Source organism: Paenibacillus mendelii (genome assembly GCF_024498075.1).
Lineage (GTDB): Bacteria > Bacillota > Bacilli > Paenibacillales > Paenibacillaceae > Paenibacillus_Z > Paenibacillus_Z mendelii.
In genome coordinates, this window is record NZ_JANHOF010000003.1 from 777,635 (window position 1) to 800,871 (window position 23,237).

A 23,237-nucleotide genomic window follows, 5' to 3' on the forward strand; every position below is an offset into this window, starting at 1 on the left:
TTTTCTATATTTAACATTGGCTTTACAATTCGCGTGTACGCTTTTAACATACGCCCGTTACGATACGAGTAGTAGATGGAGTCGTACTATAAGTCTTTGTTACCGGAGGAGAACGCCCATGACAGCTCAAATAAAGACGAAATCGTTGATCGAGATCGATAAATTGAATTTATACTATGGTACTTTCCACGCGTTGAAGAACGTCTCGATGGAAATTCCGGAAAAAGCGATCACGGCTTTCATCGGACCGTCAGGCTGCGGCAAGTCAACTCTGCTTCGTACGCTCAACCGGATGAATGATATGATTCCAGGAACGAGAATTGAAGGAAAGATCGAGATCGGCGGCGCAGACATTTACTCTCGGGAAGTCGATGTGGAGACATTGCGGAAGAAAGTCGGCATGGTATTCCAGCAGCCGAATCCTTTTCCGAAATCTATCTATGATAACGTAGCATACGGACCTCGCCTGCATGGTATTCGAAGCAAGCAGAAGCTGGATGAAATCGTGGAGACAAGCCTGCGTTCTGCCGTGTTGTGGGACGAAGTGAAGGATTACCTGAAACGATCGGCGCAAAGCTTATCCGGCGGTCAACAGCAGCGGCTTTGTATTGCGCGTGCATTGGCGGTTGAGCCCGATATTCTGCTTATGGATGAAGCGACGTCAGCGCTTGACCCGATCTCTACGCTGAAAATTGAGGAACTGGCTCAGGAGCTAAAGGACCGGTACACGATTGTCATGGTAACTCACAACATGCATCAGGCTGCACGGGTTTCGAATCAAACGGTTTTCTTCCTGAATGGCGAAGTCGTCGAATATGCCGATACGGAGAAGCTGTTCTCCAACCCGCGTGACCAGCGAACAGAAGATTACATCAGCGGCCGTTTCGGCTAATACAATAAGAAAGCAGATCGTACAGTACAGGTATAGGGGGAAAGTGACCAATGATGACGATGCGTAAGGAGTTCGATCAAGGGCTGGGCGAGTTGAAGAACCTGATCGTAGAAATGGGCAACCGCGTTGAAAAGGCGATAAGCGATGCCATGAGCGCACTTCAGCAGTTGAATGTTGCCGATGCGAAGCGGATTATCACTGAGGACCGTGAGCTGAACCGAATCGAAGAGAAAATTACCGACATCGGCTCGCGGCTTATTGCGACGCAGCAGCCGGTTGCCAAGGATCTTCGCCGGATTTTGGTTGCTTTCAGAATCGCGAGTGACCTCGAACGTATGGGCGATCTTGCCGTAGATGTTGCTAAGGTCGTGCTCCGCCTGGATGGACAGACGCTTATCAAGCCATTGATCGATCTGCCGAGGATGGGTGAAATCGTGCAAACGATGACGCACGAATCCATTCAATCGTTCATGCAGGAGAACGTCGATCTCGCCTACAAGATGGCAAAGGACGATGACCTCGTCGATGCCTTGTACAGCCAGATCATCCGCGAGCTGTTCGCGGTCATGATGGAGAATCCAACCACGATTTCACAGGCGAATCAGCTGAGCTTCGTTGGCCGCTATATTGAGCGGTTCGCCGATCATGCGACCAATATCGGGGAAAGCGTCGTCTACCTCGTGACCGGCACACGGCCGGATTTGAACAGTTAGTCCATCATACGGGGCAGTGCGGCTTTATGGATAGGCGTTTCTGAACTGCAGTCCAGTTTGATGGCAGAGGCTAGACCATGTAGCAAGTGTGCCTAGAACGCTCGAGTGAGTACGATCAACCGACAATTATTTCAACAGATAACCAATGGAGGATTTACAATGCGGAAAGGCCGCTTTTAGGCGTTACGGCAGCATCAGATCGAGTATCTGATCTAATCCGAGTGCTGTAACGGTAAAAAAGGGTCTTACAGATTGCTTTGGCGTGGAAAAACTAGCTGGAAGGCCGGTTTTAGGCGTTACGGCAGCATCAGATCGAGTATCTGATCCAATCCGAGTGCTGTAACGGTAAAAAAGGGTCTTACAGACTGCTCTCACGTGGAAAAGCTAGCTGAAAGGCCGCTTTTAGGCGTTACGGCAGTATCAGATCGAGTATCTGATCCAATCCGCGCGCTGTAACGGTAAAAAAGGGTCTTACAGACTGCCCGCACGTGGAAAAGTCAGCTGAAAGGCCGCTTTTAGGCGTTACAGCAGCATAGATCGAGTATCTGATCTAATCTGCGCGCTGTAACGGTAAAAAAGGGTCTTACAGACTGCCCGCACGTGGAAAAGTCAGCTGAAAGGCCGCTTTTAGGCGTTACAGCAGCATAGATCGAGTATCTGATCTAATCTGCGCGCTGTAACGGTAAAAAAGGGTCTTACAGACTGCCCGCACGTGGAAAAGTCAGCTGAAAGGCCGCTTTTAGGCGTTACAGCAGCATAGATCGAGTATCTGATCTAATCTGCGCGCTGTAACGGTAAAAAAGGGTCTCCGGTTTTAGGCGTTACAGCCAAAGCTGCATGGTGAGGTCAGTGTAAACCAAGATTAGTTTACTTTGTAAACAGTGAATCCGGCGCAGTATTCAGATTGTTGACGCTCGAGCTCAGCAAGACTCGATTACAGCTGATGAGCCCGAGTACGTCTCAGGTAGCATCCAAGGACGTCCCGGGTCGCATCCAAGCGATCCCAGATAGCATTAAGCACATCCCGGATAGCATCCAAGCGCGTTCCAGATATAATCCAAGCGGTCCCAGGTAGCATCCGAAAAACACGTCTCAGGTACCAAGCACATCCAGGATAGCGCCAAAGACACCCCATATTCATCCATGCTGTCCCCCAGATAGCATCCAAACAAGCAGCTCCAATTTTCAGGCGGAGCATGTCATGGACACAACGAAGGTGACTTGCTTCAGCTTCATAACCTGCAAATGATCCGGTTATCGTGTAGATTTCCCCGCTTGCTCCTGAATCATGCTGACCATTCGGGCGGCGAGTTGAGGGTCCCAGCTCGTATGAGGCCATGCGGCGTACATGCGATAGAGGGCTGGAGGGCCGGGGAGCGGGATGGCGGCGATGCCATTCAACAATTCGCCATTGATGCAGCAGGAGGGGATGACGGATAAATAGGTACCCGCTTCCACAGCCCCAAGAACTTGCTCGATCCGGTCCGTAGTCCATCTAACGGACAACGTGATCCGCTCGGCAGCTTCCCAAGCGTTAAGAGCCTCTCTGAGCGACGAATCCTCAAGTAGAATGAAGGGCAGCTGGGCCAGACGGTAAGCGGAGATTGAGGTGAAATTCATAGAGCCTGCGAGAGGGTGCTTAGCCGGGAGCAGCAGCATCAGAGGGTCCTCGGTGAGCAGGAGATTGTTGCAAGCAGGCAGACTCGTTGGTTTGCCGGTCACGATCAGGTCAACACAGCCTTCGGGGAGCAGATCATGCAGCCTATCATTATCACCCGTAACCAGCGACAGCTGAATATCCGCAACTTCTGACGCAGAAGCAAACCAGGCTCCTCGGAGAAAGGCGGTATTCGCTGTTTCGGTACAGCCCATGACGAATTTGCGCAGCCCGTTCTTCTGCAGCTCCAGCATACGCAATTCCGCCTCTGTGTACAGTCGGTCGATCTGCTCGGCATAGTGATGGAGGAGTCTGCCGGCTTCGGTCAGCAGGACCTTGCCGGTCTTCAACTCAAACAACGTCGTTCCCCATTCTTCCTCCATCTTGCGCATATGAAAGCTGATCGTAGGCTGCTTGACGCCCAGCTCGTCGGCTACCGCCGTGACCTTCTTGAAGCGTTCTATCAGCACGATCAGCCGTATTTTTAACAAATTCATAATAGAGTCCGTCTCCTGTTCATTCGATATAGAATTTATTTATAATTTTACTGCTAACCATACAAGAAATCTATGTATTTTTATTATTCCGTTAACACTTAGAAAATATCAGATTAATAACGGAGTCCTACAATAGGGATGTAAACAAATTACCGTTCAAAACGGGAGGAGAAACCAGAAGCATGAAAAAGATGTTGTTGGTAGCAGTTGCGTTGATGTTGACAATCGGGTTGGCAGCTTGTGGTTCTAGTAAAGAGAATGGCACAAACAACACAGGGACGAACGAAGGGGCTCAAACAAATAACAGCCAAGGCGGCGGAGGCAACTCCGGCGGCAAAGAGCTATCCGGTTCCATTCTGGCAGTCGGCTCTACCGCACTTCAACCATTGGTTGATCAAGTGTCGAAGAAGTTCATGGAAGAGAACGCGAAAGTGAACATTCTCGTGCAAGGCGGCGGAAGCGGCACAGGGTTGACGCAGGTTTCGGACGGCCAAGCACAAATCGGCAACTCGGATATTTTTGCAGAAGAGAAATTCACGGATGATGATGCGCCAAAAGCGAAAGAGCTCGTTGACCATCAAGTAGCGGTCGTAGCGATGGCAACCGTGGTGAATAAAGATATTACCGTAGACAGCTTGACGAAGGATCAGCTCGTACAGATTTTCACAGGTAAAGTGACGAACTGGAAAGAAGTCGGCGGACCGGACGAGAAGATTACGATCGTCAACCGTCCAGCTAGCTCCGGTACGCGTAAAACGTTCGAGAAATATGCACTTGGCACGAAAACGGAAGATCTGCAAGGCGCGATTCAAGAGGATTCGTCCGGTACGGTTAAGAAGCTTGTCACCGAAACACCGGGTGCGATTGGTTACCTAGCGTTCTCTTACCTTGATGATTCCGTCAAAACAATGAAATATGACGGCGTTGAAGCCAAAGAAGAAACGGTTATCGACGGCAGCTATCCAGTATGGGCTTACCAGCACATGTACACCAAAGGTGAGCCGGATGCCGCAATGAAAGCATTCCTTGACTACATGGTGTCCGATAGCGTTCAGAACGCGGATGTTGTAGAGCTTGGTTACATTCCAGTTAACAAGATGCAAGTCACACGCGATGTAGAAGGCAATGTAACGAAAAAATAATCCATTCATACGCATGTATTAGCCTGAGAGGTGAACTCTGATTCGCCTCTCCTTGGCTTTGAGAAGGAGGGGTCATATGGATCAATGGGCTGTAAAACAAGATGGCAATAAGCCGAATCTCATTAGAAAACCTAGCAAACAGCACATCCGCGAAGAGTGGGTTGGACGTGTATATACGGCACTCTGTATCCTCTTTCTTATTGTAACCATAATTGCGATCGTCTATTTCGTCGCTTCACGCGGCTTAAGCACGTTTATAAAGAATGGCGTCAGCATCGGAGATTTGCTGACGGGACTGAAATGGGCTCCAGAAGGAGAACCTGCCCTGTTCGGCGCATTGCCGTTCATCTTCGGTTCCTTCAGCACATCTTTGCTCGCCGCGCTGATCGCCGCGCCGCTTGGCTGCTGCGCCGCGATCTTCATGACGCAGATCATGCCGGGAGCGGGAAGACGTTACATGCAACCTGTCATCGAGCTTCTGGCGGGTATTCCGTCCGTTGTATACGGCTTTGTCGGGCTGAGCGTAATCGTTCCGATGCTTCGCAATATTTTTCCAGGTCAAGGGATCGGTCTAGCGGCCGGTGCGCTGGTTCTGTCGGTCATGATTCTGCCGACGATTACGACGATTGCCACGGATGCGCTGGCGGCACTCCCGAGCGGCTTGAAGGAAGGCTCCTTCGCGCTTGGAGCAACTCGCTGGCAGACGATCTACCGTATTGTGCTGCCAACGACACTGCCGGCCCTGCTGACAGGCGTCGTTCTCGGAATGTCCCGGGCGTTCGGCGAAGCGCTTGCGGTACAGATGGTAATCGGCAATGCGCCGCATATCCCAAGGTCGTTGTTCGAATCGACTTCCACGCTTACGAGCGTCATTACGCTCAGCATGGGCAACACGATCACAGGTTCTGCACACAATAACGCCCTATGGTCGCTTGCACTGATCCTGCTCGCGATGACCTTCATCTTCGTCTTTATCGTCCGCTTTCTGGAAAGGAGAAATAAACGATGAGCGCAAAAACCGCAAACCGTGTTGCAACAGCTGTTATTGTTCTCGTCGCCGCGTTCATCGTCCTGCTGCTTGCCGGATTGCTGGGTTATATCATCTTTCGTGGACTCGGGCATATCAGCTTGGACTTTCTAACGTCAGCTCCGGAAACGATCAAGGCTGGCGGGGGGATCGGACCGCAGCTGTTTAACTCGCTCTTTCTGCTGGTCCTTACGCTTATCATTACAATCCCGCTCGGGTTGGGTGCCGGAATTTATATGAGCCAGTATGCAAAGCCGGGCCGCCTGACGGATTCCATCCGCCTTGTTGTCGAGGTTCTCTCCTCGTTCCCGTCCATTGTTGTTGGTTTGTTCGGCTTGCTCGTCATTGTCAATCTGTTCGGCTTCGGCTTCTCCTTATTCTCTGGCGCGCTGGCGCTTACGGTGTTCAATCTGCCGCTCATGGTAAGAATCACAGAACAGGCGCTCGCTGGCGTACCGAGAGAACAGAAGGAAGCTTCTCTTGCTCTCGGTTTGTCTAGATGGAAGACGATTACTTCCGTCATGATGCCGATCTCGATGCCGGCTATCGTAACAGGCACGATTCTGGCCTCTGGGCGCGTGTTCGGCGAAGCTGCCGCGCTGCTCTTCACGGCTGGTATGAGCTCGCCAAGACTGGACTTCACGGACTGGAATCCACTGAGTCCCTTCTCGCCGCTCAATCCCTTCCGTCCAGCAGAGACGCTGGCTGTCCATATATGGAAGGTCAACAGCGAAGGCCTTGCACCCGATGCAGCAGAGATTGCAGCTGGCGCTTCAGCTGTGCTGGTCATTATGGTATTGCTGTTCAATTTCACGGCACGCTGGTTCGGCAGAGTTCTGTATCGTAAATTTACCGCGACCAAATAACCTAGGAGGATGGTTCATATGCAGAATACAGGCTTATCCGTCAAAAACTTGAGCGTCTTCTATGGGGAGAAGGAAGCGGTCAAAAGTGTATCACTCGAGTTCTCACCCCGCCAGGTTACAGCGTTAATCGGTCCGTCCGGCTGTGGTAAGTCGACGTTTCTGCGCAGCTTAAACCGGATGAACGATACGATCGGCGGCGTCAAGACAACCGGTGAGATATGGATCGATGGCCATAATATCAACGACTCAGGCGTCGATGTCGTGCTGCTGCGCCAGCAGATCGGGATGGTGTGGCAGCGGCCGAATCCGTTCCACAAATCGATTTATGAGAACATTGCATTCGGCCCACGCTATCACGGCATTCGCAGCAAGCGCGAGTTGGACGGGATCGTAGAGGATTGCTTGCGCAGAGCGGCGCTTTGGGAGGAAACGAAGGACCGGCTGCATAAATCAGCGCTGGCTCTATCGGGAGGCCAACAGCAGCGCCTCTGTATCGCCCGTTCAATCGCCGTGAAGCCAAAGATTATCTTAATGGATGAACCGGCCTCCGCGCTTGACCCTGTATCGACGGCGAAGATTGAGGAGCTTATCTCAGAGCTGAAGAAGGAATACTGCATCATCATCGTGACCCACAACATGCACCAGGCAGCACGCGTATCGGATCGGACGGCATTCTTCTACATGGGGAAATTGATCGAGACGGGCGAAACCGACCAAATCTTCACCAATCCGGTGGAAAAATCGACGGACGATTACATTTCGGGCCGATTCGGCTGAAGCATGGACCCTATAGAACAACGAAACGGCCTGCATTGCGGGTCTTTTTTTTGTTTACAGGTAAAGTTTTACTTTCGCTTAACACTTGGACAATGTTCTTCTCACAATGCAAGGGTACAATGGAGCTATTATTGAAAGATAATCCTGCGAAGAGGGATTCCACTTGGACGAAATCGGATTTGGATTGTTGGACCGCACCATGCTGCGTTACTTAACGGAGCGAGGGCATCATGGAGGGATTGGCGTCATTGTTGTGCAGATACTGGCTGGACATGCTGCTGCAGCTGAGCAGCTTCAAGCCTGGGCTTCTGAACAACATGATCTTATTTGGCGGTATCAGATGGACCATGATTATTATTATTTCTTACAGGGCGACAGGTCTGCGAATGAGAAGGTGCTCCGGCTGGAAGAGGCAGCTGCTGCGCTTGATAGAGGCCTATGCGGTGTGGATGCTATATTTGCGCACTCTGGCAGTACCGGACAGGCGAACCGGCTGCAGTATGCAGTTGGTCTTGCGAAGACAGCCCCGCTAGGAGTGGGTTATGCGGCAGAAGCGAGGATCTATCAAGCGGTTAAAGAGGCGGTAGCTTTGATTGCCGGTGCTCGGCGGACGGAGGAACCGGTGAGGGAACCGTTATGGTCTCCACCGGCTGAGCAGCCGAGCATCTGGTCCCAGACCTATCCGATCGGAGATCTGGCGAAGGAGATTCCGGTCTTCGATACACGGGAGCTTGTCTCCGATGCTGCCAAGCTATTCGAAACCAACCATCTTCTACAGGGGGCTGCCGTCATAAAGAACGGGATTCCTGTAGGGCTTGTCATGAAAGAGAGCATGCATCAGCTGCTTGCGGGACAGTTCGGATTGCCTCTGTACTGGAGCCGGCCCATCCATAAAATTATGGATCAGGACCCGCTTATCGTAGATGCCGCAATTCCTGTGGAACAAGTATCGCAGCTGGCGATGTCCCGTGAAATTTCCCGGTTGTACGATATTGTACTTATTACCAGAGACGATAAACTGCTTGGTGCGGCTTCCATCCGTTCTATTCTCGAATGCATCACGAATCTTCGCACAGAGGAAGCACGGACGGCGAACCCTTTGACAGGACTTCCAGGCAATGGAGCGATCCAGCGGGAGATGGAGCGGTATATTGACAGGAGGCAGCCTGTTTCCATTATTTATGCGGATGTGGATTATTTCAAATGGTTTAACGATTGCTTCGGCTTCAGTCTGGGCGACGAGCTCATTCGTTACATGGCTGATTTGCTGCATGAAGGCATTCGCAGGATGGGAAGGAAGGGCGACTTTATCGGCCATATTGGAGGCGACGACTTTATCGTACTTACGACTGCCGAAGATCCGCGCTCTCTATGCGCTTCGCTCATCGATCGGTTCGATGCAGGCGTTCAAGCGTTCTATGGAGATACGGATGTGTCGAACGTGACTGACCGAAGCGGAAGTCGAATCGAGCAGAGCGGCATCGGCGTTTCGCTTTCGCTTCTTCGATGGGACGGAGAACGACCCGTTACGCCTGACGCTATTTCACAGGCCGCAGCACGCTTGAAGAAGCAAGCTAAGGCCATAAAGGGGAGCGCGTGCGTGAGCGGCGATATGTTGGAAAAGCATGATGGAGAGGAACGATTGCAACGTGAGACGACCGAGCATCGCTAGGCAAGAAAGCATGTGTTCCGATCAAGACGGACCGACAGGCATTATATATGTCGCTTGGCATGGCAAAGGGAAGGAGCGGGAAGACGTGAAAGCCGCCATCCATAACCGGTGGAGACGTTTCGCGGAAGAGGCGATTAGCGAGCAGCAGGAGATTGTTTCGGGTAAGATGAGCAGTGTATGGATGCGGGATGATCTATACATATGTGTGCAGCTTCCGCACGAGGGGCCGGACTTTCTGGAGGAGCTTCTGCTGGAACTCGGCAACCGCTTTAAGGAAGATTGGGAGTGCCGATTTATGCAGGCTGCTCTTGGCGGGCGCATTGCGGAGCTGAACCTTCACACCGGCATCTCCTTCGTCGAACGGTTGTTACCCGGCTGTTACGATGATTTGTGGTACGAGGGCATGAAACGCGCAATTATCCACGGTCAGTCGCCTTCAGCTCCCGAACGGAGCATGCGGCTGAGGATGTTCAATCAGCTCATTCATGGAAGGCAGATCTACCCGGTCTATCAACCGATCATTTCGCTACAGAATGGAACCGTATACGGCTATGAAGCATTGTCTCGATGCCCGGACAACCGTTGGTTTACGGGGCCGCAGCCGCTATTTGCTTTTGCTGCCGAGGAAGGCATGCTATATCCGCTCGATCGTCTCGCTAGGGAGCGGGCTATCGAAGAAAGCGCAGGCTTAGCCCGAGGCCAGAAGCTGTTCATCAATATCACATCACAGATAATTGAAGATCCCTCGTTCACACCCGGTCAAACGCGCGGCCTGCTGGAGCAGTTCGGCTTATCGCCGCACAATGTCGTATTCGAGCTTACGGAGCGAAGCTCCATCGAGGATTTCGGTGTGGCCAAGAAGATACTCGATCACTATCGTAATCAAGGGTACCAAATCGCCATAGACGATGCTGGGGCCGGCTACTCATCGCTTCAATCGATTGTGGAGCTGCAGCCGGATTTTATTAAAATCGACAGATCGCTCATCCGCGGTATCCATCATGATTCAATGAAGGAGCATATTGTGCAGCATTTTACCGAGCTTGCCGCAAAGATGGGCATATCGATCGTTGCTGAAGGGATCGAGGAAGAGGAGGAGCTTAGTCAGATGCGAGCAATGGGCATCGATTACGCTCAAGGTTATTTGCTGGGAAGGCCGCAGATAAACATCGGACGGGCATGATTTTTTACTATGATCCGTGGGTCGTATGAAGCTGCTTTGGGAGCAAGTCGTCATTAGACGGCTATGCTCTTTTTTTGACTCGTGCACGAAATCAGAGGTAGAAAATATACGAAAAAGAAGCCGATGGGTAATGGATTCCTTTTACTTCGGTGCCCGGCTGGATTATGATAGTTAGTAGCAAATAACGAGGTGAGGTGCACCCGTATGGACAAATGGATGTTGATTGACGGAAATAGTATTATCTATCGCGCGTTTTTTGCGATGCCGCCGCTGACGAACTCTGCAGGTCTGCATACGAACGCGGTTTTCGGATTTACAACGATGCTGTTGAAGCTGCTGGAGGAAGAGAAGCCCACGCATGTGCTGGTTGCTTTCGACGCAGGCAAGGTTACGTTCCGGCACGAAGGCTACACCGAGTACAAGGGCGGGAGGCAGAAGACGCCGCCGGAGCTTTCAGAGCAATTTCCGGTACTCAAGGAGCTGCTGCAATCCTTCAGTATTGCACAGTTCGAGCTGGCCGGCTACGAAGCGGACGATATTATCGGCACGCTGACAAGAATGGCGGATGAGCAAGGCGTTGAGACGATTGTCGTCTCCGGAGATAAGGATATGCTCCAGCTTGCTTCTGATCAGGTAACCATTGCGCTCACCCGCAAAGGGGTAAGTGAGGTTGACCGGTACAATCCCGCCGAGATTCAAGAGCGTTATGGTCTAAAACCGCTTCAAATCATTGACCTGAAAGGGCTTATGGGAGACGCGTCGGACAACATCCCGGGCATTCCAGGTGTCGGCGAGAAGACCGCGCTCAAGCTTCTTCATGAGTATGAGACCGTAGAAGGGGTATTAGCCCATACGGAAGATTTGAAGGGGAAGATGAAGGAGAAGGTTGAGGCACATAAGGAAGACGCCATCATGAGCAAGAAGCTGGCCACGATCTATCGCGAGGTGCCGCTTGAGAACCAAACGGACGAGCTGTCATACAGCGGCTATGACAAATCGTCTCTCGCTCAATCCTTCCGCAAGCTGGAGTTCAAATCGTTGATTGAACGGCTGGATCTTCCAGAAGCGGCAGAAGCAGAAGGGGCGGCTGCGGCTTCGTATGAGATTATTATGGTCGATGCGGATACTGACCGTTCTCAGTTGAAGGTTGCGCTTGCCCAAGCTGAGAGCGTCTATATAGAAGCCTATGGAGAAAATCCGCATCATTCGCAGCTGCTGGGGCTTGCTGTTACATCGGGTGAGCACGTGTATGTTGTGAACTACGATGTGTTAACTAGCGAGGCGGGCAAACCGGTTCGCGAATGGTTGGCGGACGATAAAGCACCTAAGCGCGGCTATGATTTGCATAAGGCCGAGCTTGCGCTATCGTGGCATGGTCTTGCGTTCTGCGGGACAGCCTTCGATGTCCTGCTGGCAGCTTATTTGCTCGATCCGACGGAAGCGAATCAAACGCTGAATTCCTTAGCCGCCCGCTACGGCATACCTGCGGTATCCTCCGATGAAGCTGTATATGGCCGGGGAGCGAAGTTCAAGGTTCCGGATGCGGAAGCAGTCGCCCGGCACCTGGCTGCAAAGGCCGGAGCCGTGCGGCAGCTTGTGCCGCTTCAGGAGAGCGATCTGGCCAATAGCGGCATGGACAAGCTCTACTATGAACTGGAGCAGCCGCTATCGTTCGTGCTGGCTGGGATGGAGAAGCTGGGCATCAGTGTCAATGCGGAGACGCTTGAGGAGCTTGGCCGCGAGCTGGAGCACAAACTCGTGGGCTATATGACCGACATTTACCGGCTTGCAGGCATGGAATTTAATATTAACTCGCCGAAGCAGCTTGGCGAGGTGCTGTTCGAGCGGTTAAGTCTGCCGGTGATCAAGAAGACGAAGACGGGATATTCGACAGACGCCGAAGTGCTGGAGAAGCTCGAACCGTATCATGAGATCGTGAGGCTCATTCTTCATTATCGTCAGCTGTCCAAGCTCCAATCGACCTACGTAGAAGGTCTCTTGAAGGAGATACGCCGCGATACCGGGAAGGTGCACACGTATTATCGCCAGACGATTGCCGCGACTGGCCGTCTATCGAGCCAATTCCCGAATCTGCAGAATATTCCGATCCGCTTGGAGGAAGGACGCCGGATCCGCAAGGCCTTCGTGCCGTCTGAGCCGGATTGGCTCATCCTTGGCGCCGACTATTCGCAGATCGAGCTGCGCGTGCTTGCCCATATTTCGGGTGACGAGAACCTGAAGGAAGCATTCATTCACGATATGGACATTCATACGAAGACGGCGATGGACGTATTCGGTGTTAGTGCGGACGAAGTCGATTCGAACATGCGGCGTCAGGCCAAAGCGGTTAATTTCGGGATCGTATACGGAATCAGTGATTTCGGCCTGTCGAACAATTTGAACATTACGCGTAAAGATGCCTCCCGGTTCATTGAACAATATTTTGAAGCGTTCAAAGGGGTACGCGCCTATATGGACAATATCGTCATGCAGGCCCGTCAGGATGGGTATGTTACGACGCTGTTGGAGCGCCGCCGTTATTTGCCGGAGATTAAAGCATCCAATTTCAATCTTCGCTCCTTCGCCGAACGTACCGCGATGAATACGCCGATTCAAGGAACCGCCGCCGATATTATTAAGCTGGCTATGGTGAGGATGGATGAAGAGCTTCGCAAGCGCAATCTGCGCAGCCGGATGCTGCTCCAGGTACACGATGAATTGGTCTTCGAGGTGCCGCCGGATGAGCTGGATAAGATGAAGACGCTTGTTCCGCAAATCATGGAGGGCGCACTCACCCTTGATGTGCCGTTGAAGGTAGATGTCAATTACGGTGTTAATTGGTATGAGACCAAATAAGCAGCATGCCGGATAATCGGTTATAATGGGAAGTGCCGCGGCCGTCTTCGTGGATCGGTCGTGTGGGGAGGTAGACAAACATGCCGGAATTGCCGGAGGTAGAAACCGTTCGGCGGACGCTGAACCAATTGGTAGCAGGCAAGACCATCGAGAGCGTGACCGTAACGCTGCCGCGCATTCTGCAGCGGCCCAAGGAGCCCAGTGAATTCGCTGACATGCTGGCGGGGCGAACCTTGCAATCGGTCGAGAGACGCGGTAAATTCTTAAGAATTTTGTTTGACGGGCTTGTGCTGGTATCCCATCTTCGGATGGAAGGGCGCTATGGCGTCTACGAGAAGGATGAGCCTGTCGAGCTTCATACGCATGTGATCTTCCACTTTAGGGATGGAACGGAGCTGCGATATAAAGATGTTCGTCAATTCGGTACGATGCATTTGTTCAAGTCCGGTGAGGAGCTTCTGCTGCCTCCATTGAACAAACTGGGTATCGAGCCGCTTGAGGAATCCTTCACCTTAAAGACGTTCATGAAGGTATTATCGAACCGTACGACGAAGATCAAACCGCTTCTGCTTAATCAGGAGTATATCGTGGGTCTCGGTAATATTTATGTGGATGAAGCCTTATTCACCGCTGGCATTCATCCGGAGCGCACGGCGGATACGTTGAAGCGCAGTGACTGGAAGCGACTGTACGAAGCGGTTCGAACCACTTTAACCCGTGCAGTTGAAGCCGGCGGTTCTTCGATCAAATCGTATGTGAATGGGCAAGGCGAGATGGGAATGTTCCAGCATGAACTGCTCATCTATGGACGTAAGAATGAACCGTGCAGCAAATGCGGGCAGTTTATCGAGAAAACCGTGGTTGGCGGACGAGGTACGCACATCTGCACGAAATGTCAACCGCTGCGGAAAATAAGAACGCTGAAGCTTCAATCCTAAATAGATGCACGAATAGCAGGTGTGTACGCATATGATGAACCATTCATGGGCGAATGTACGCCGTTCTCGGCTTTAAACCCCCACTATGCTCCTGTAGAGTGGCGGTGATGGCGGGAACGACGCGTTTGACCTTCATGGGAGGGACATCGGTTGCTAGCACATGTTGCATCCTTGCTGCTGCTCGCTTTTGCCGTCAGCATGGACGGATTTGGGGTTGGCGTGACCTATGGCTTGCGCCGCATACGGATACCTGTCGTATCGGTTGTCATCATATCGCTATGCTCGGGATTTGTCGTCTGGTTATCTATGCAGGTCGGCAGCCTGCTCACCGGTTACATGTCACCGGATATAGCCGGGTGGATCGGGGCGTGCTTGCTGATCCTTATTGGCGGCTGGGCGTTATGGCAGCATTGGCGCAGGCGTAAGGAGAGGGTCGCAAATGCTGTCGAAGAAGCCATAGACGACCGTATTCGCCTTGGCAGCCAAGGCAATGATCGACTGACGGCGACCACGATTGTTATTCTAGAGCTGAAGCGGCTCGGCCTCGTTATTCAAATTTTGCGGACACCGCAAATTGCCGATGTCGACCGTTCAGGTATTATTTCGGCATCAGAGGCCGTATTGCTCGGATTCGCACTGTCGCTTGACAGCTTCGGAGCCGGGCTAGGAGCTGCGATGATCGGATTCCCGCCGCTGCTGACCGCCCTGATCATTTCGACGGCCAGCGGATTATTCCTGCTCGGCGGAATGAAACTAGGGTTCCGCTTCTCCGGATGGAGCGCGATGCAGGCACTTTCGATTTTGCCGGGTGTGATGTTGGTTATGATGGGAATAATGAAATTGCTTTAGAGCAAGCAGAGGTGAACGTATGAAACTCGGATTAACGGGCGGTATCGCCAGCGGCAAGAGCACGGTGTCTGCCATGCTCGTCAAGCTGGGTGCGAAGCTCGTCGACGCCGATCAGGTCGCCAGGGAAGTTGTGCTTCCCGGCGAGCCGGCGCTCGAGCAGGTAGTTGCGCGGTTTGGACAAGCCGTATTGAATGAAGACGGGACGTTGAACAGAAGCAAGCTGGGAAGCCTTGTCTTCACGCCGGACAAGCAGAACTTGAAGGATTTGGAAGCGATTCTTCATCCGGCCATCCGAGCCCGGATGCAGGAGAGAATGGATGCTTACCTGAAGGAAGACCCGAATCTTCTCGTCATTGCCGATATACCGCTTTTATATGAAACCAATCAAGCCGGGCTTTACGATGCGGTAATGGTCGTATATGTTCCGCCTGAGAAGCAGCTGCAGCGGTTAATGGAACGAGAAGGACTAACGGAAGAGGAATCGTTAATGCGCATAAAGCTTCAGATGGACATCAATGAAAAGAAGCGATTGGCCAATTACGTTATCGACAACAGCGGCTCACTTGAGGATACGACAAGACAGGTTGGGCAATTTTGGCGGGAACACGAGTTTTCATGAGAAAATTGCGGCGCAAGAGAGTCTTTCTCGTATTGGTCCTCGCTTTATTAGCCGTTCTGTTCTTTAAGTCGGAGTGGATGAGCCGCTGGATGTATCCCATCCATTATAAGGAAGATATCCGAATCAGTGCGGACAATTACAAGCTGGAGCCGCAATTGCTTGCCGCGGTTATCCGTACAGAGACGAATTATAAGCCGAGTAAGGTATCGAAGAAGGGTGCGATCGGAATTATGCAGATCATGCCCGATACGGCGGACTGGATCGTCGAAAAAAGTGGTTTTAACGGTGTGACAAGAGATAATCTGGCGCATCGGGCCGATGTTGGAATTGAGATGGGCGCATGGTATTTGCAATGGCTGCAGAAGCAATTCAAAGGGAATCATGTAGCCGTAATCGCCGCCTACAATGCTGGGCCGGGTGCAGTCAAAAGATGGATATCTGAGGGCACTTGGGACGGGCAGATGGATACTGTAAGCCGCATTCCATACGGGGAAACACGTCACTATGTGCAACGAGTCAATTATTATTATAACAAGTACAAGAATTTGTATCCGGAGTTCTAGCTGCTTCTAAGCTGTACATAGTTCATTCTCAGAATCGTCAGCACAGGTTGCTGGCGATTATTTATTATGGCTGCTCCGTTTCTTCCGTGCAACCGTATGAAGCGCCGAGCTGTTTGAGGCGGGCAGCCTTGGGGAGGATGCCAGCCTGTGTTTATCCTGCAATTTGATGAGAATGAAAAGCTGGAGAGTCATAAAGTAACCCATGATTAACATAGGACAAGAAAACGGTAACAACCATGCAGCCAAGCAAATCCGACTATATTTTTGTTGAATTGTCTGGAAAAAGGGGAATTGGAAACACGATGGATGTTAATGACTGAAGTAAAAAGTCAGTATTAGCAGGGGATTAGCGTCTCGTCGGTGTTTTTGTGGACAGGTTTTATGCTATAATAAGAAGTATATGTGTGCATATCCCGATTATCCGGGAGAGAACAGGAGAAGAAGCCCCGGTCAACCGCCTTTGAAGGCGACTGATCGAAGCTTCCGTTATTAAGCCTCATTTAGCGTTGTTGTCCGGCTAGGGACTGCTCTGCGATTTGTACCAGTTTACGTGTGATGTAACCCCCAAGGGATCCAGCATCACGCGTAGCCATGTTCCCGTAATATCCGTCTTGCGGGATAGCAATACCAAGCTCTTGCGCTACCTCGTATTTCATTTGGTCAAGCGCTGCATTGGCTTGCGGTACAACCAATTGGTTGCTGCTGCGATTTTGTGCCATTGTCGTTCACCTCCTCGCGGTTTGTAAATGTATTATGTGCGAAAGCGTGAGTTTCATAACAGGAAAAGGTTAGAAAATGTTACCGTTTTTTGTTCGACTCCACGAAATGGCGTCGAATGGGATTCAAATTGGTTACTTCGATCAGATGGAGGTTCTTACAAGCATGAAATGTCCGTACTGTGATTATTCCGGAACAAAGGTGCTTGATTCACGGCCCGCAAACGAGAATAAGTCCATCCGCCGTCGTCGTGAATGCGAAAAGTGCAGCCGCCGGTTCACAACCTTTGAAATGATCGAAGAAACGCCCTTGATTGTGATTAAGAAGGATGGAAGCCGGGAAGAGTTCAGCCGGGACAAGATACTTCGCGGTCTTATTCGGGCGTGCGAGAAACGGCCTGTGCCCGTTGAACAGCTCGAGGTTATTGTGTCCGAAGTGGAGAAAGAATTGCGTACGACTGCTTTAGCCGAGGTGGAAAGCCGCGAAATTGGCGAAATTGTCATGCAGCAGCTGTATCCAGTGGATGAGGTGGCTTATGTTCGTTTCGCGTCGGTTTACCGCCAATTTCGGGATATCGACATGTTCATGAAAGAGCTCAATTCATTATTGTCAAAAGATTCGCTCGCCAGCCCCAAAAAAGATTGACAGCGCCGACAGTCCCATGATATTATCTATCTTGTCGCCACAAAATCTTGGGGCCTTAGCTCAGCTGGGAGAGCGCATCGCTGGCAGCGATGAGGTCAGGGGTTCGATCCCCCTAGGCTCCACCAAATTAAACATTCAACGCAACCTGATAAGGGTTGCGTTTTTTTATTTGGTGGTTAGCCTAGGGGGAGATGAACCCCCGATGGGTACGCCCGCAATAGTGAAAGTGAAGCTTCGCAGCATACTCATTAAAACGGACGAGCACGGCGTCTGAATCTACCGTTAAAAGTCCTCACCCGAGTTAGCATCGTCAGATTCGGACATCCCTTGATGGATTAGCGAGCTTATGCGAGCTAAATCCCAGGCTCCACCAAACATTAAATTCAAACCACTTCATTTGAAGTGGTTTTTTTATTGTTTTAGTGGAGAGCCAGGGGGTAGACCGCGCCGCACGAAGCGATAGCGTAGGGGCACGGCATCGAAATTTACCGCTGCGCTTTGCATCGTTGAAAACTTCTTTGAATGTTTAACCAGAATTTCGATACCCCGGGGTTCAGTCCGCGCGGCCGGAACGAATGCGGACGAGCACGGCGTCTGAATCTACCGCAGAGGTCGTTAGCATCGATTCGATTCGTGAGCGAGTGAGATCAGGATTCGGGAGTTCACTCCTGGTGAGCGAGTCATACGAGATGAACCCCCCTTGGCACCAATGGTGATCGTAAAGGAACTCAGCGATCTTATTTCAATGATTTTGATAATATCTCAATGCTAACGGAACTCAGCAACGCTATTCGCCCATTTCAATGGCAATTCTTCGTAAATTCCGGGCAATAAAGTCGCTGAGTTCCGCAAACTTTCAGAAACACCTATTTTCCACCGAATAACGCCTCTCAGTTCCGTATGCTCTATCCTTATCCGCCGAAACTCCTCAAGTTACTGGCAACATTCAACTGGTACGTCCGAAATCTCAAATTTCCTCCCACCACTACCAAATGTTGGCCCTCAACCAAACCACGCAGCACCATTCGAGCGTAACGATCCGTTACCCGCAGATGCCTCGCAAGCTCCATTGGTGTAAATGGCTTCATAAGTCGTCGCGCATATCTCACCGTTTCCGCCTCCATACCGTTCAACCGGGCATCTACATCTAATGATAGAAACTTCCCGATGAACGATAAGACTAATTGCTTGCAAAACTCCGGTTCTTCCCGTATCGACAAATACGCAATCGGCAAGAAGATCCAATCATCGAGTGACAACAAACTTTGTCTGCGACACAAATCCTTGAAACGACGCGTATCCAAATCTCGGGCATGCGATCGGTAATCTTGAACTTCAATATCACCTTTAACACCTCCCGGCAAAAAAGCCAAGTCGAGATACCGGTATCCGTTACTCATATCGCGCACCTCCCATTCCGGATGCAAATGATCAAAGTTACCGACAGCTGGATACCAGATCGAACGTAACAATTCCACGGTTCCATGGCTGATTCCTTTTTGCAATAACTCCCGTCTTCTATGGTTCTTCTCTTGTTCAATTTGTTTCTGCATCCACATCTCATATTCTTTCTTAAACATGCTACTCCCCCCGTATACACGATCAAAAAAAGAAAATGCCGCTTTGATACATTCAAGTATCAAAGCGGCATGTGCTTCATGTCCGTTGTCCTAAGTATAGCATTTGGATCTATTTCAGATCAAGAATGGAGTCCCCAACTGTAACAGTCTCGCTAGTCCTCGGGCATAAATGTGTACATGTTTTCGTAAATGTGACCGAGCTTACAGCCTCCAAAGATGTGCTTTTTGATTTATTGAAGGGCATTGATTAGCCGAGAATTGCATCGTGGTCATACGTTTGGTCACGCTCCGAATTATTGGGAGAAAATTCGGGAATTTCGAGCAGTTGAGGACTACATCCAAGCATCGTGTTTCTCGATAAAACAATAATCGCCTTCAAAGGGGCAGGGCGATTATATGATGTCTTGGTTCAACGCTGTGCTGTAAGGCGTTCAGTTCATTGAACATTGAAGTGGAAATTAATGAATCAGCTTGAGTGATTCGATTTCGGAATCGGGGAGTCCGCAAGCCAGATCAGTTAAATGCGCCGGAACCTGCCTTTTGTACCTTCAACGGACTGTTGATCCGTTATTGCCTCTTTCTTGGCCCGATTGGAGAACGTCGGTCCGTAAGCGGCGCCAACTTGGCTGAATCTGACGCTTTAAACGGAAGATATAGCTGTAGAACCCAAGCAACCGCTCCGATTATCAAACCGATGAGCAAAGCCGGTTATCGGATTTCATATTCGGATCAAGCCTTTGTCACGCGAACAGATGGGCTGTTTGAGCCATTAAGTACTCGGGAGCGAATCCAGGGTTAGGTATTGTATTTTTAATCTCTTTATTTTATAATGAGTAAAAATTCACTCAAAAAGGTAGTGTATTCATGCCGCGAACGAAAGAACAGTTTGCAGAAATGCGTAACGCAACAAGGGGAAAAATACAATCCGCAGCCATGAAGCTGTTCGCTCAGAAGGGATTCGGCACAACGAATGTTCAAGAAATTGCAGATAAAGCCGGAATCAGCATTGGGCTTTTGTATAGGCACTATAAAACAAAAGATGATTTGTTTAATGAATTGGTGGAATTTGCACTAACAGGTCTTATTAGAATTATTGAGCGATTCGAATCAGACGAATCACCTACTGCGCTTATGAGTGAATTTGTCAATGAAGTTTATCATGACATGGTATCAAGCGATGATCTTGCCAATTTGATGGTTCTGATGTCGCAGTCGTTTATTTCAATAAGTGAAACAAATGAAGATTCAAATGAAGTTGCTGTTGTAAATAAAAATGTGATTAATGCTACTAGCAAACTTATCAAGCGAGGACAGAATCTTGGCGAATTCGTTTTGGGAGATTCTTATGAGATGGCTTTGTTTTTCTTTGCTGTAATTCAAGGATTGGCTGAGATGAAAGTTAAGTTGAAAAACGACTTCGTTATGCCCTCTTCAACGATATTTACAGCTTTCTTATATGGGAAGGGAGTTTGATTAAGGATGTATACCATAATAAGAGCAGATCAAACTGATTTGAATGTAAGATTGCAGATGTCTGAAATATTTGCAGATGGATTCACGCAGTGGCTTGGCTTTTTTTCCAAAGACAGACATACTATTGCCAAAGCCTTTGCTCATATGTTTGTTGAGAATCAATTCTATTTAGCCATGTCTGGCGACAAAGTTGCGGCTATGGCTGCATGCACGGACGGCACGGATCTTTCGGTGAGACTTAATACGAAACAGATGGTCAAACATTTGGGCTTATACAAGGGAATTCTTGCAGGATTATTTCTCAAGAGGGAATTTCAAGTGCTTTTTGAAAATCCAACCGGCGATAAATGTTCAATAGAGTTTGTCGGAACAGCACCTGAATTCAGGGGTCAAGGAGCGGCTTCGCAATTGATTACCCATATTCTTGAAAGCAAGTCTTATAAAGAATACTTGATCGAAGAGGTTGCAGACACGAATATACCTGCTATGAATTTATATGAAAAGTTGGGCTTTAAGGAGTACAAGAGGAAAGCTCTTCCGAAAAAGCTAGCCGAAAAAAACGGAATATATCATCTTATATCTTTGAAATATGTGAAATGAAAATAGAATAGTTTTGAAGAATTTCAGGGGTAGTGTAATCGACAACAGTGGGAGAGCGCATCGCTGGCAGCGATGAGGTCAGGGGTTCGAGGCCCACCAAACAATAAAAAACCACTTCATTACGAAGTGGTTTTTTATTGTTTGGTGGAACCCATTAGGAGGCGAACCTCGCAGTTTAGTCCGCGCGGCCGGAGTGAATGAACAGTCTTCCGAGCTTATATGAGTCATATCCCCTGGGCTCCACCGGGGAGACCTGCCTACAAAGCGAAAAAACGACTTGACATTGGAGTCTACTCAAATGTTATCTTGGATGTATGGAAAAAAATTATACTATACAAGAGGTTTCGCAGATGCTTGGAATACCGAAGGATACGCTTCGGTACTATGATCGGATTGGAGTCGTATCACCGCCCAGGAGAGAGAATCGATACCGAAGGTATTCAAGGGAGGACCTCATCGATCTGATGAATATTCAAATCATGCAATATGCGGACTTTTCACTGGACGAAATCAAGGGAAAGTTTAGTTTTCACAGGATGGAGAGCATAGATCCTGCTTATTGCGAAGAGGTGGCTGTGTTTCTCGATGCCAAGAAGGCAGAAACGCTCAAGAAGATTGCCCATCTGGAAAAGATCAGCCAGCTGCTCAGCGCAGCAGCTGGAACGCTGAGGAATTTTAATCCTGAAAACGACCAGCGGCTGGCAGAGATCGTCCGCAAGATTTACAAAGACATCCAAAAAGATGAACCGGAACATGTGAAGGAAGGTTGTGATGAAATTGAAGATTAGAAATTTTTATTATCTGATTGCAGGCGTTCTTGCTCTGCTGTTTGCCTACACTCATGCATGGAACGGGCAGTCCGCTGTGCTGCCGGCTCTCGACATTAGGGCGGTATCCATGGATACCCAGACGGTGTTCACATATGTTTGGCACATCATCACAGCGGAAAATCTGGTTTTCGGCATCGCATTCATTTGCATGTCCTTCCAAAGGGAGAGATCGAAGATCCAGTTTGCCGCGTGGATGATTGCGGCGATCCTGTGCGTCCGGCTGATGGTCATTCTTGGCGTAACAGCAATGCTTGACGTTTCGGCGCTGACGGATACGTTTATAGATTCAGTTGCCATCGTAATCTATGTAGCCTTGATTATCCTGGGCACCAGAATGAAGAATAAACAGTCTGTTGGTCACGATACCGTGTAATTGTGAAGAGAGGTTAAGTATTCAATAACCGTCACCACTTCATGTGGTGTAACGGTGAGATTATCGAGAAACCCACATTTTTTATATGTTGGGTTTCTCTTTTTTAGGAGGCTGGAAAAGGGGGCAGAGAGTTTTCGTCCGCCAGTGGGCGGCAATAGATGCAACTATCAATGGCAGGATCGAAGAATTGACCGAATAACCATAGAATAACCTTCCTTAAATGACTTGAAGTGCACCCCTTAGAATAGACATTGGAAAAACCCCTGGGTAAATCCGATGAAATTCTAGGGGGTGCATTTTATTATGCCATCGAAGAAAGGTCAGAAGTTTAAGCATTATCCTGAGTCACTTAAGTTGGAGGCTATTCGGTTACATGTTGATGAGGGGTGGAGCTACAGCAAGATTACAGATCACCTAGAAGTGCATGATAAAGATCGAGTTAAAGTATGGATGAGGAAATATCGGGAAAAGGGAGCAGCAGCTTTCGAGGATAGACGTGGCGATCCACATCGGACTGAAACAAAGCAAGAACGTGAACTACGTCGTCTGTACCTAGAGGTAGATGTCCTAAAAAAGTGGTTACAAATCTTGAATCGGGAGGGTTGAAGAACAAGCATAACGTCATTGATGAACTGAAGCCTAAGAGAACAGTAAAGGAACTTTGTGTCTATCTGGGTATCAGCCGAAGCGGTTACTACGCCTATTTAAAGCGCAAGGATAACGATCCAGATGCAGAGTTGAAACTTAAGATCCGAGCGATCTATGAGC

Annotated in this window: 22 protein-coding genes and 1 tRNA gene; 20 read left to right on the top strand and 3 right to left on the bottom strand. The window is 49.8% G+C overall.

The annotated features are described in order from the left end of the window. Positions 1 to 118 precede the first annotated feature (118 nt). On the top strand, positions 119 to 892 hold the full coding sequence (gene pstB, locus NNL21_RS14175) for a phosphate ABC transporter ATP-binding protein PstB (RefSeq protein ID WP_204819608.1): 774 nt from the start codon (positions 119 to 121) through the stop codon (positions 890 to 892). 53 nt (positions 893 to 945) lie between these two features. Next, complete coding sequence (phoU, locus tag NNL21_RS14180; protein WP_204819655.1) at positions 946 to 1,605, top strand: phosphate signaling complex protein PhoU; 660 nt, start codon at positions 946 to 948, stop codon at positions 1,603 to 1,605. Between the two features lie 1,254 nt (positions 1,606 to 2,859). Here phoU and NNL21_RS14185 read toward each other — a convergent pair. Further along, complete coding sequence (locus NNL21_RS14185; protein ID WP_204822115.1) at positions 2,860 to 3,759, bottom strand: LysR family transcriptional regulator; 900 nt, start codon at positions 3,757 to 3,759, stop codon at positions 2,860 to 2,862. A 182-nt stretch (positions 3,760 to 3,941) separates the two neighbouring features. Between NNL21_RS14185 and NNL21_RS14190 the strand changes: the two genes are divergently transcribed. The 11 genes from NNL21_RS14190 to NNL21_RS14240 all read left to right on the top strand — a co-directional run bounded on the left by NNL21_RS14190 (position 3,942) and on the right by NNL21_RS14240 (position 16,251). After that, positions 3,942 to 4,901 (top strand): phosphate ABC transporter substrate-binding protein, encoded by a 960-nt coding sequence (locus NNL21_RS14190; protein WP_204822116.1) that lies wholly within the window; start codon positions 3,942 to 3,944, stop codon positions 4,899 to 4,901. 76 nt (positions 4,902 to 4,977) lie between these two features. Next, complete coding sequence (gene pstC, locus NNL21_RS14195; protein ID WP_204822117.1) at positions 4,978 to 5,910, top strand: phosphate ABC transporter permease subunit PstC; 933 nt, start codon at positions 4,978 to 4,980, stop codon at positions 5,908 to 5,910. Continuing rightward, positions 5,907 to 6,794, top strand: a complete 888-nt coding sequence (gene pstA / locus NNL21_RS14200) for a phosphate ABC transporter permease PstA (RefSeq protein ID WP_204822118.1) — start codon at positions 5,907 to 5,909, stop codon at positions 6,792 to 6,794. The genes pstC and pstA overlap by 4 nt, the downstream gene beginning before the upstream one ends. Positions 6,795 to 6,812: 18 nt before the next feature. Continuing rightward, positions 6,813 to 7,571, top strand: coding sequence for a phosphate ABC transporter ATP-binding protein PstB (pstB, locus tag NNL21_RS14205; RefSeq protein ID WP_204822119.1), 759 nt, complete (start codon positions 6,813 to 6,815; stop codon positions 7,569 to 7,571). Positions 7,572 to 7,734: 163 nt separating this feature from the next. Further along, the gene (locus NNL21_RS14210; RefSeq protein ID WP_204822120.1) at positions 7,735 to 9,243 is read left to right on the top strand and encodes a GGDEF domain-containing protein; all 1,509 of its coding nucleotides are present in this window, start codon (positions 7,735 to 7,737) and stop codon (positions 9,241 to 9,243) included. Continuing rightward, positions 9,221 to 10,426, top strand: a complete 1,206-nt coding sequence (locus NNL21_RS36500) for an EAL domain-containing protein (protein ID WP_204822121.1) — start codon at positions 9,221 to 9,223, stop codon at positions 10,424 to 10,426. The genes NNL21_RS14210 and NNL21_RS36500 overlap by 23 nt, the downstream gene beginning before the upstream one ends. Positions 10,427 to 10,630: 204 nt before the next feature. Beyond that, positions 10,631 to 13,282: a DNA polymerase I gene (polA, locus tag NNL21_RS14220; RefSeq protein ID WP_204822122.1), complete on the top strand. Its 2,652-nt coding sequence runs from the start codon at positions 10,631 to 10,633 to the stop codon at positions 13,280 to 13,282. An 80-nt stretch (positions 13,283 to 13,362) separates the two neighbouring features. Further along, positions 13,363 to 14,220, top strand: coding sequence for a DNA-formamidopyrimidine glycosylase (gene mutM, locus NNL21_RS14225; RefSeq protein ID WP_204822123.1), 858 nt, complete (start codon positions 13,363 to 13,365; stop codon positions 14,218 to 14,220). 150 nt (positions 14,221 to 14,370) lie between these two features. Continuing rightward, positions 14,371 to 15,069, top strand: coding sequence for a sporulation membrane protein YtaF (ytaF, locus tag NNL21_RS14230; protein ID WP_204822124.1), 699 nt, complete (start codon positions 14,371 to 14,373; stop codon positions 15,067 to 15,069). A 19-nt stretch (positions 15,070 to 15,088) separates the two neighbouring features. After that, on the top strand, positions 15,089 to 15,688 hold the full coding sequence (gene coaE, locus NNL21_RS14235) for a dephospho-CoA kinase (RefSeq protein WP_204822125.1): 600 nt from the start codon (positions 15,089 to 15,091) through the stop codon (positions 15,686 to 15,688). Further along, entirely contained in the window at positions 15,685 to 16,251 is a 567-nt protein-coding gene (locus tag NNL21_RS14240; RefSeq protein WP_204822126.1) for a lytic transglycosylase domain-containing protein, read from the top strand. The genes coaE and NNL21_RS14240 overlap by 4 nt, the downstream gene beginning before the upstream one ends. 500 nt (positions 16,252 to 16,751) lie before the next feature. Here NNL21_RS14240 and NNL21_RS14245 read toward each other — a convergent pair whose 3' ends face one another. Next, on the bottom strand, positions 16,752 to 16,970 hold the full coding sequence (locus NNL21_RS14245) for an alpha/beta-type small acid-soluble spore protein (protein ID WP_204822127.1): 219 nt from the start codon (positions 16,968 to 16,970) through the stop codon (positions 16,752 to 16,754). Between the two features lie 163 nt (positions 16,971 to 17,133). Between NNL21_RS14245 and nrdR the strand changes: the two genes are divergently transcribed. Both nrdR and NNL21_RS14255 read left to right on the top strand, forming a co-directional pair. Then, positions 17,134 to 17,613, top strand: a complete 480-nt coding sequence (gene nrdR / locus NNL21_RS14250; RefSeq protein ID WP_204822128.1) for a transcriptional regulator NrdR — start codon at positions 17,134 to 17,136, stop codon at positions 17,611 to 17,613. A gap of 49 nt (positions 17,614 to 17,662) precedes the next feature. Next, positions 17,663 to 17,738: transfer RNA gene (locus tag NNL21_RS14255), tRNA-Ala, on the top strand. 786 nt (positions 17,739 to 18,524) lie between these two features. On the opposite strand, the gene NNL21_RS14260 is transcribed toward NNL21_RS14255, so the two are convergent. After that, the gene (locus tag NNL21_RS14260; protein ID WP_204822129.1) at positions 18,525 to 19,193 is read right to left on the bottom strand and encodes a transcriptional regulator; all 669 of its coding nucleotides are present in this window, start codon (positions 19,191 to 19,193) and stop codon (positions 18,525 to 18,527) included. Positions 19,194 to 20,057: 864 nt separating this feature from the next. On the opposite strand from NNL21_RS14260, the gene NNL21_RS14265 reads away from it, so the two are divergent. The 5 genes from NNL21_RS14265 (at position 20,058) to NNL21_RS14285 (ending at position 23,075) form a co-directional block, all read left to right on the top strand. Further along, complete coding sequence (locus tag NNL21_RS14265) at positions 20,058 to 20,666, top strand: TetR/AcrR family transcriptional regulator (RefSeq protein WP_204822130.1); 609 nt, start codon at positions 20,058 to 20,060, stop codon at positions 20,664 to 20,666. A gap of 6 nt (positions 20,667 to 20,672) precedes the next feature. After that, complete coding sequence (locus tag NNL21_RS14270; RefSeq protein ID WP_204822131.1) at positions 20,673 to 21,266, top strand: GNAT family N-acetyltransferase; 594 nt, start codon at positions 20,673 to 20,675, stop codon at positions 21,264 to 21,266. A gap of 314 nt (positions 21,267 to 21,580) precedes the next feature. Beyond that, positions 21,581 to 22,054: a MerR family transcriptional regulator gene (locus tag NNL21_RS14275; RefSeq protein WP_204822132.1), complete on the top strand. Its 474-nt coding sequence runs from the start codon at positions 21,581 to 21,583 to the stop codon at positions 22,052 to 22,054. Beyond that, a complete protein-coding gene (locus NNL21_RS14280) occupies positions 22,038 to 22,469 on the top strand; it encodes a hypothetical protein (RefSeq protein WP_204822133.1) in 432 nt (143 codons plus the stop codon). Before NNL21_RS14275 ends, NNL21_RS14280 begins: the two co-directional genes overlap by 17 nt. Positions 22,470 to 22,772: 303 nt before the next feature. Further along, positions 22,773 to 23,075, top strand: a complete 303-nt coding sequence (locus NNL21_RS14285; RefSeq protein WP_204818892.1) for a helix-turn-helix domain-containing protein — start codon at positions 22,773 to 22,775, stop codon at positions 23,073 to 23,075. Positions 23,076 to 23,237 lie beyond the last annotated feature (162 nt).

Excerpts from the sequence above, each read along its gene's own strand:
- pstB (WP_204819608.1), top strand. The coding sequence starts at position 119 with ATGACAGCTCAAATAAAGACGAAATCGTTGATCGAGATCGATAAATTG.
- polA (WP_204822122.1), top strand. The coding sequence starts at position 10,631 with ATGGACAAATGGATGTTGATTGACGGAAATAGTATTATCTATCGCGCG.
- coaE (WP_204822125.1), top strand. The coding sequence starts at position 15,089 with ATGAAACTCGGATTAACGGGCGGTATCGCCAGCGGCAAGAGCACGGTG.
- phoU (WP_204819655.1), top strand. The coding sequence starts at position 946 with ATGACGATGCGTAAGGAGTTCGATCAAGGGCTGGGCGAGTTGAAGAAC.
- NNL21_RS14190 (WP_204822116.1), top strand. The coding sequence starts at position 3,942 with ATGAAAAAGATGTTGTTGGTAGCAGTTGCGTTGATGTTGACAATCGGG.
- NNL21_RS14285 (WP_204818892.1), top strand. The coding sequence starts at position 22,773 with ATGCCATCGAAGAAAGGTCAGAAGTTTAAGCATTATCCTGAGTCACTT.
- NNL21_RS14275 (WP_204822132.1), top strand. The coding sequence starts at position 21,581 with ATGGAAAAAAATTATACTATACAAGAGGTTTCGCAGATGCTTGGAATA.
- NNL21_RS14245 (WP_204822127.1), bottom strand. The coding sequence starts at position 16,970 with ATGGCACAAAATCGCAGCAGCAACCAATTGGTTGTACCGCAAGCCAAT.
- nrdR (WP_204822128.1), top strand. The coding sequence starts at position 17,134 with ATGAAATGTCCGTACTGTGATTATTCCGGAACAAAGGTGCTTGATTCA.
- NNL21_RS14185 (WP_204822115.1), bottom strand. The coding sequence starts at position 3,759 with ATGAATTTGTTAAAAATACGGCTGATCGTGCTGATAGAACGCTTCAAG.
- NNL21_RS14260 (WP_204822129.1), bottom strand. The coding sequence starts at position 19,193 with ATGTTTAAGAAAGAATATGAGATGTGGATGCAGAAACAAATTGAACAA.
- mutM (WP_204822123.1), top strand. The coding sequence starts at position 13,363 with ATGCCGGAATTGCCGGAGGTAGAAACCGTTCGGCGGACGCTGAACCAA.
- pstC (WP_204822117.1), top strand. The coding sequence starts at position 4,978 with ATGGATCAATGGGCTGTAAAACAAGATGGCAATAAGCCGAATCTCATT.
- NNL21_RS14240 (WP_204822126.1), top strand. The coding sequence starts at position 15,685 with ATGAGAAAATTGCGGCGCAAGAGAGTCTTTCTCGTATTGGTCCTCGCT.
- pstA (WP_204822118.1), top strand. The coding sequence starts at position 5,907 with ATGAGCGCAAAAACCGCAAACCGTGTTGCAACAGCTGTTATTGTTCTC.
- NNL21_RS14265 (WP_204822130.1), top strand. The coding sequence starts at position 20,058 with ATGCCGCGAACGAAAGAACAGTTTGCAGAAATGCGTAACGCAACAAGG.
- pstB (WP_204822119.1), top strand. The coding sequence starts at position 6,813 with ATGCAGAATACAGGCTTATCCGTCAAAAACTTGAGCGTCTTCTATGGG.
- NNL21_RS14270 (WP_204822131.1), top strand. The coding sequence starts at position 20,673 with ATGTATACCATAATAAGAGCAGATCAAACTGATTTGAATGTAAGATTG.
- NNL21_RS14280 (WP_204822133.1), top strand. The coding sequence starts at position 22,038 with ATGAAATTGAAGATTAGAAATTTTTATTATCTGATTGCAGGCGTTCTT.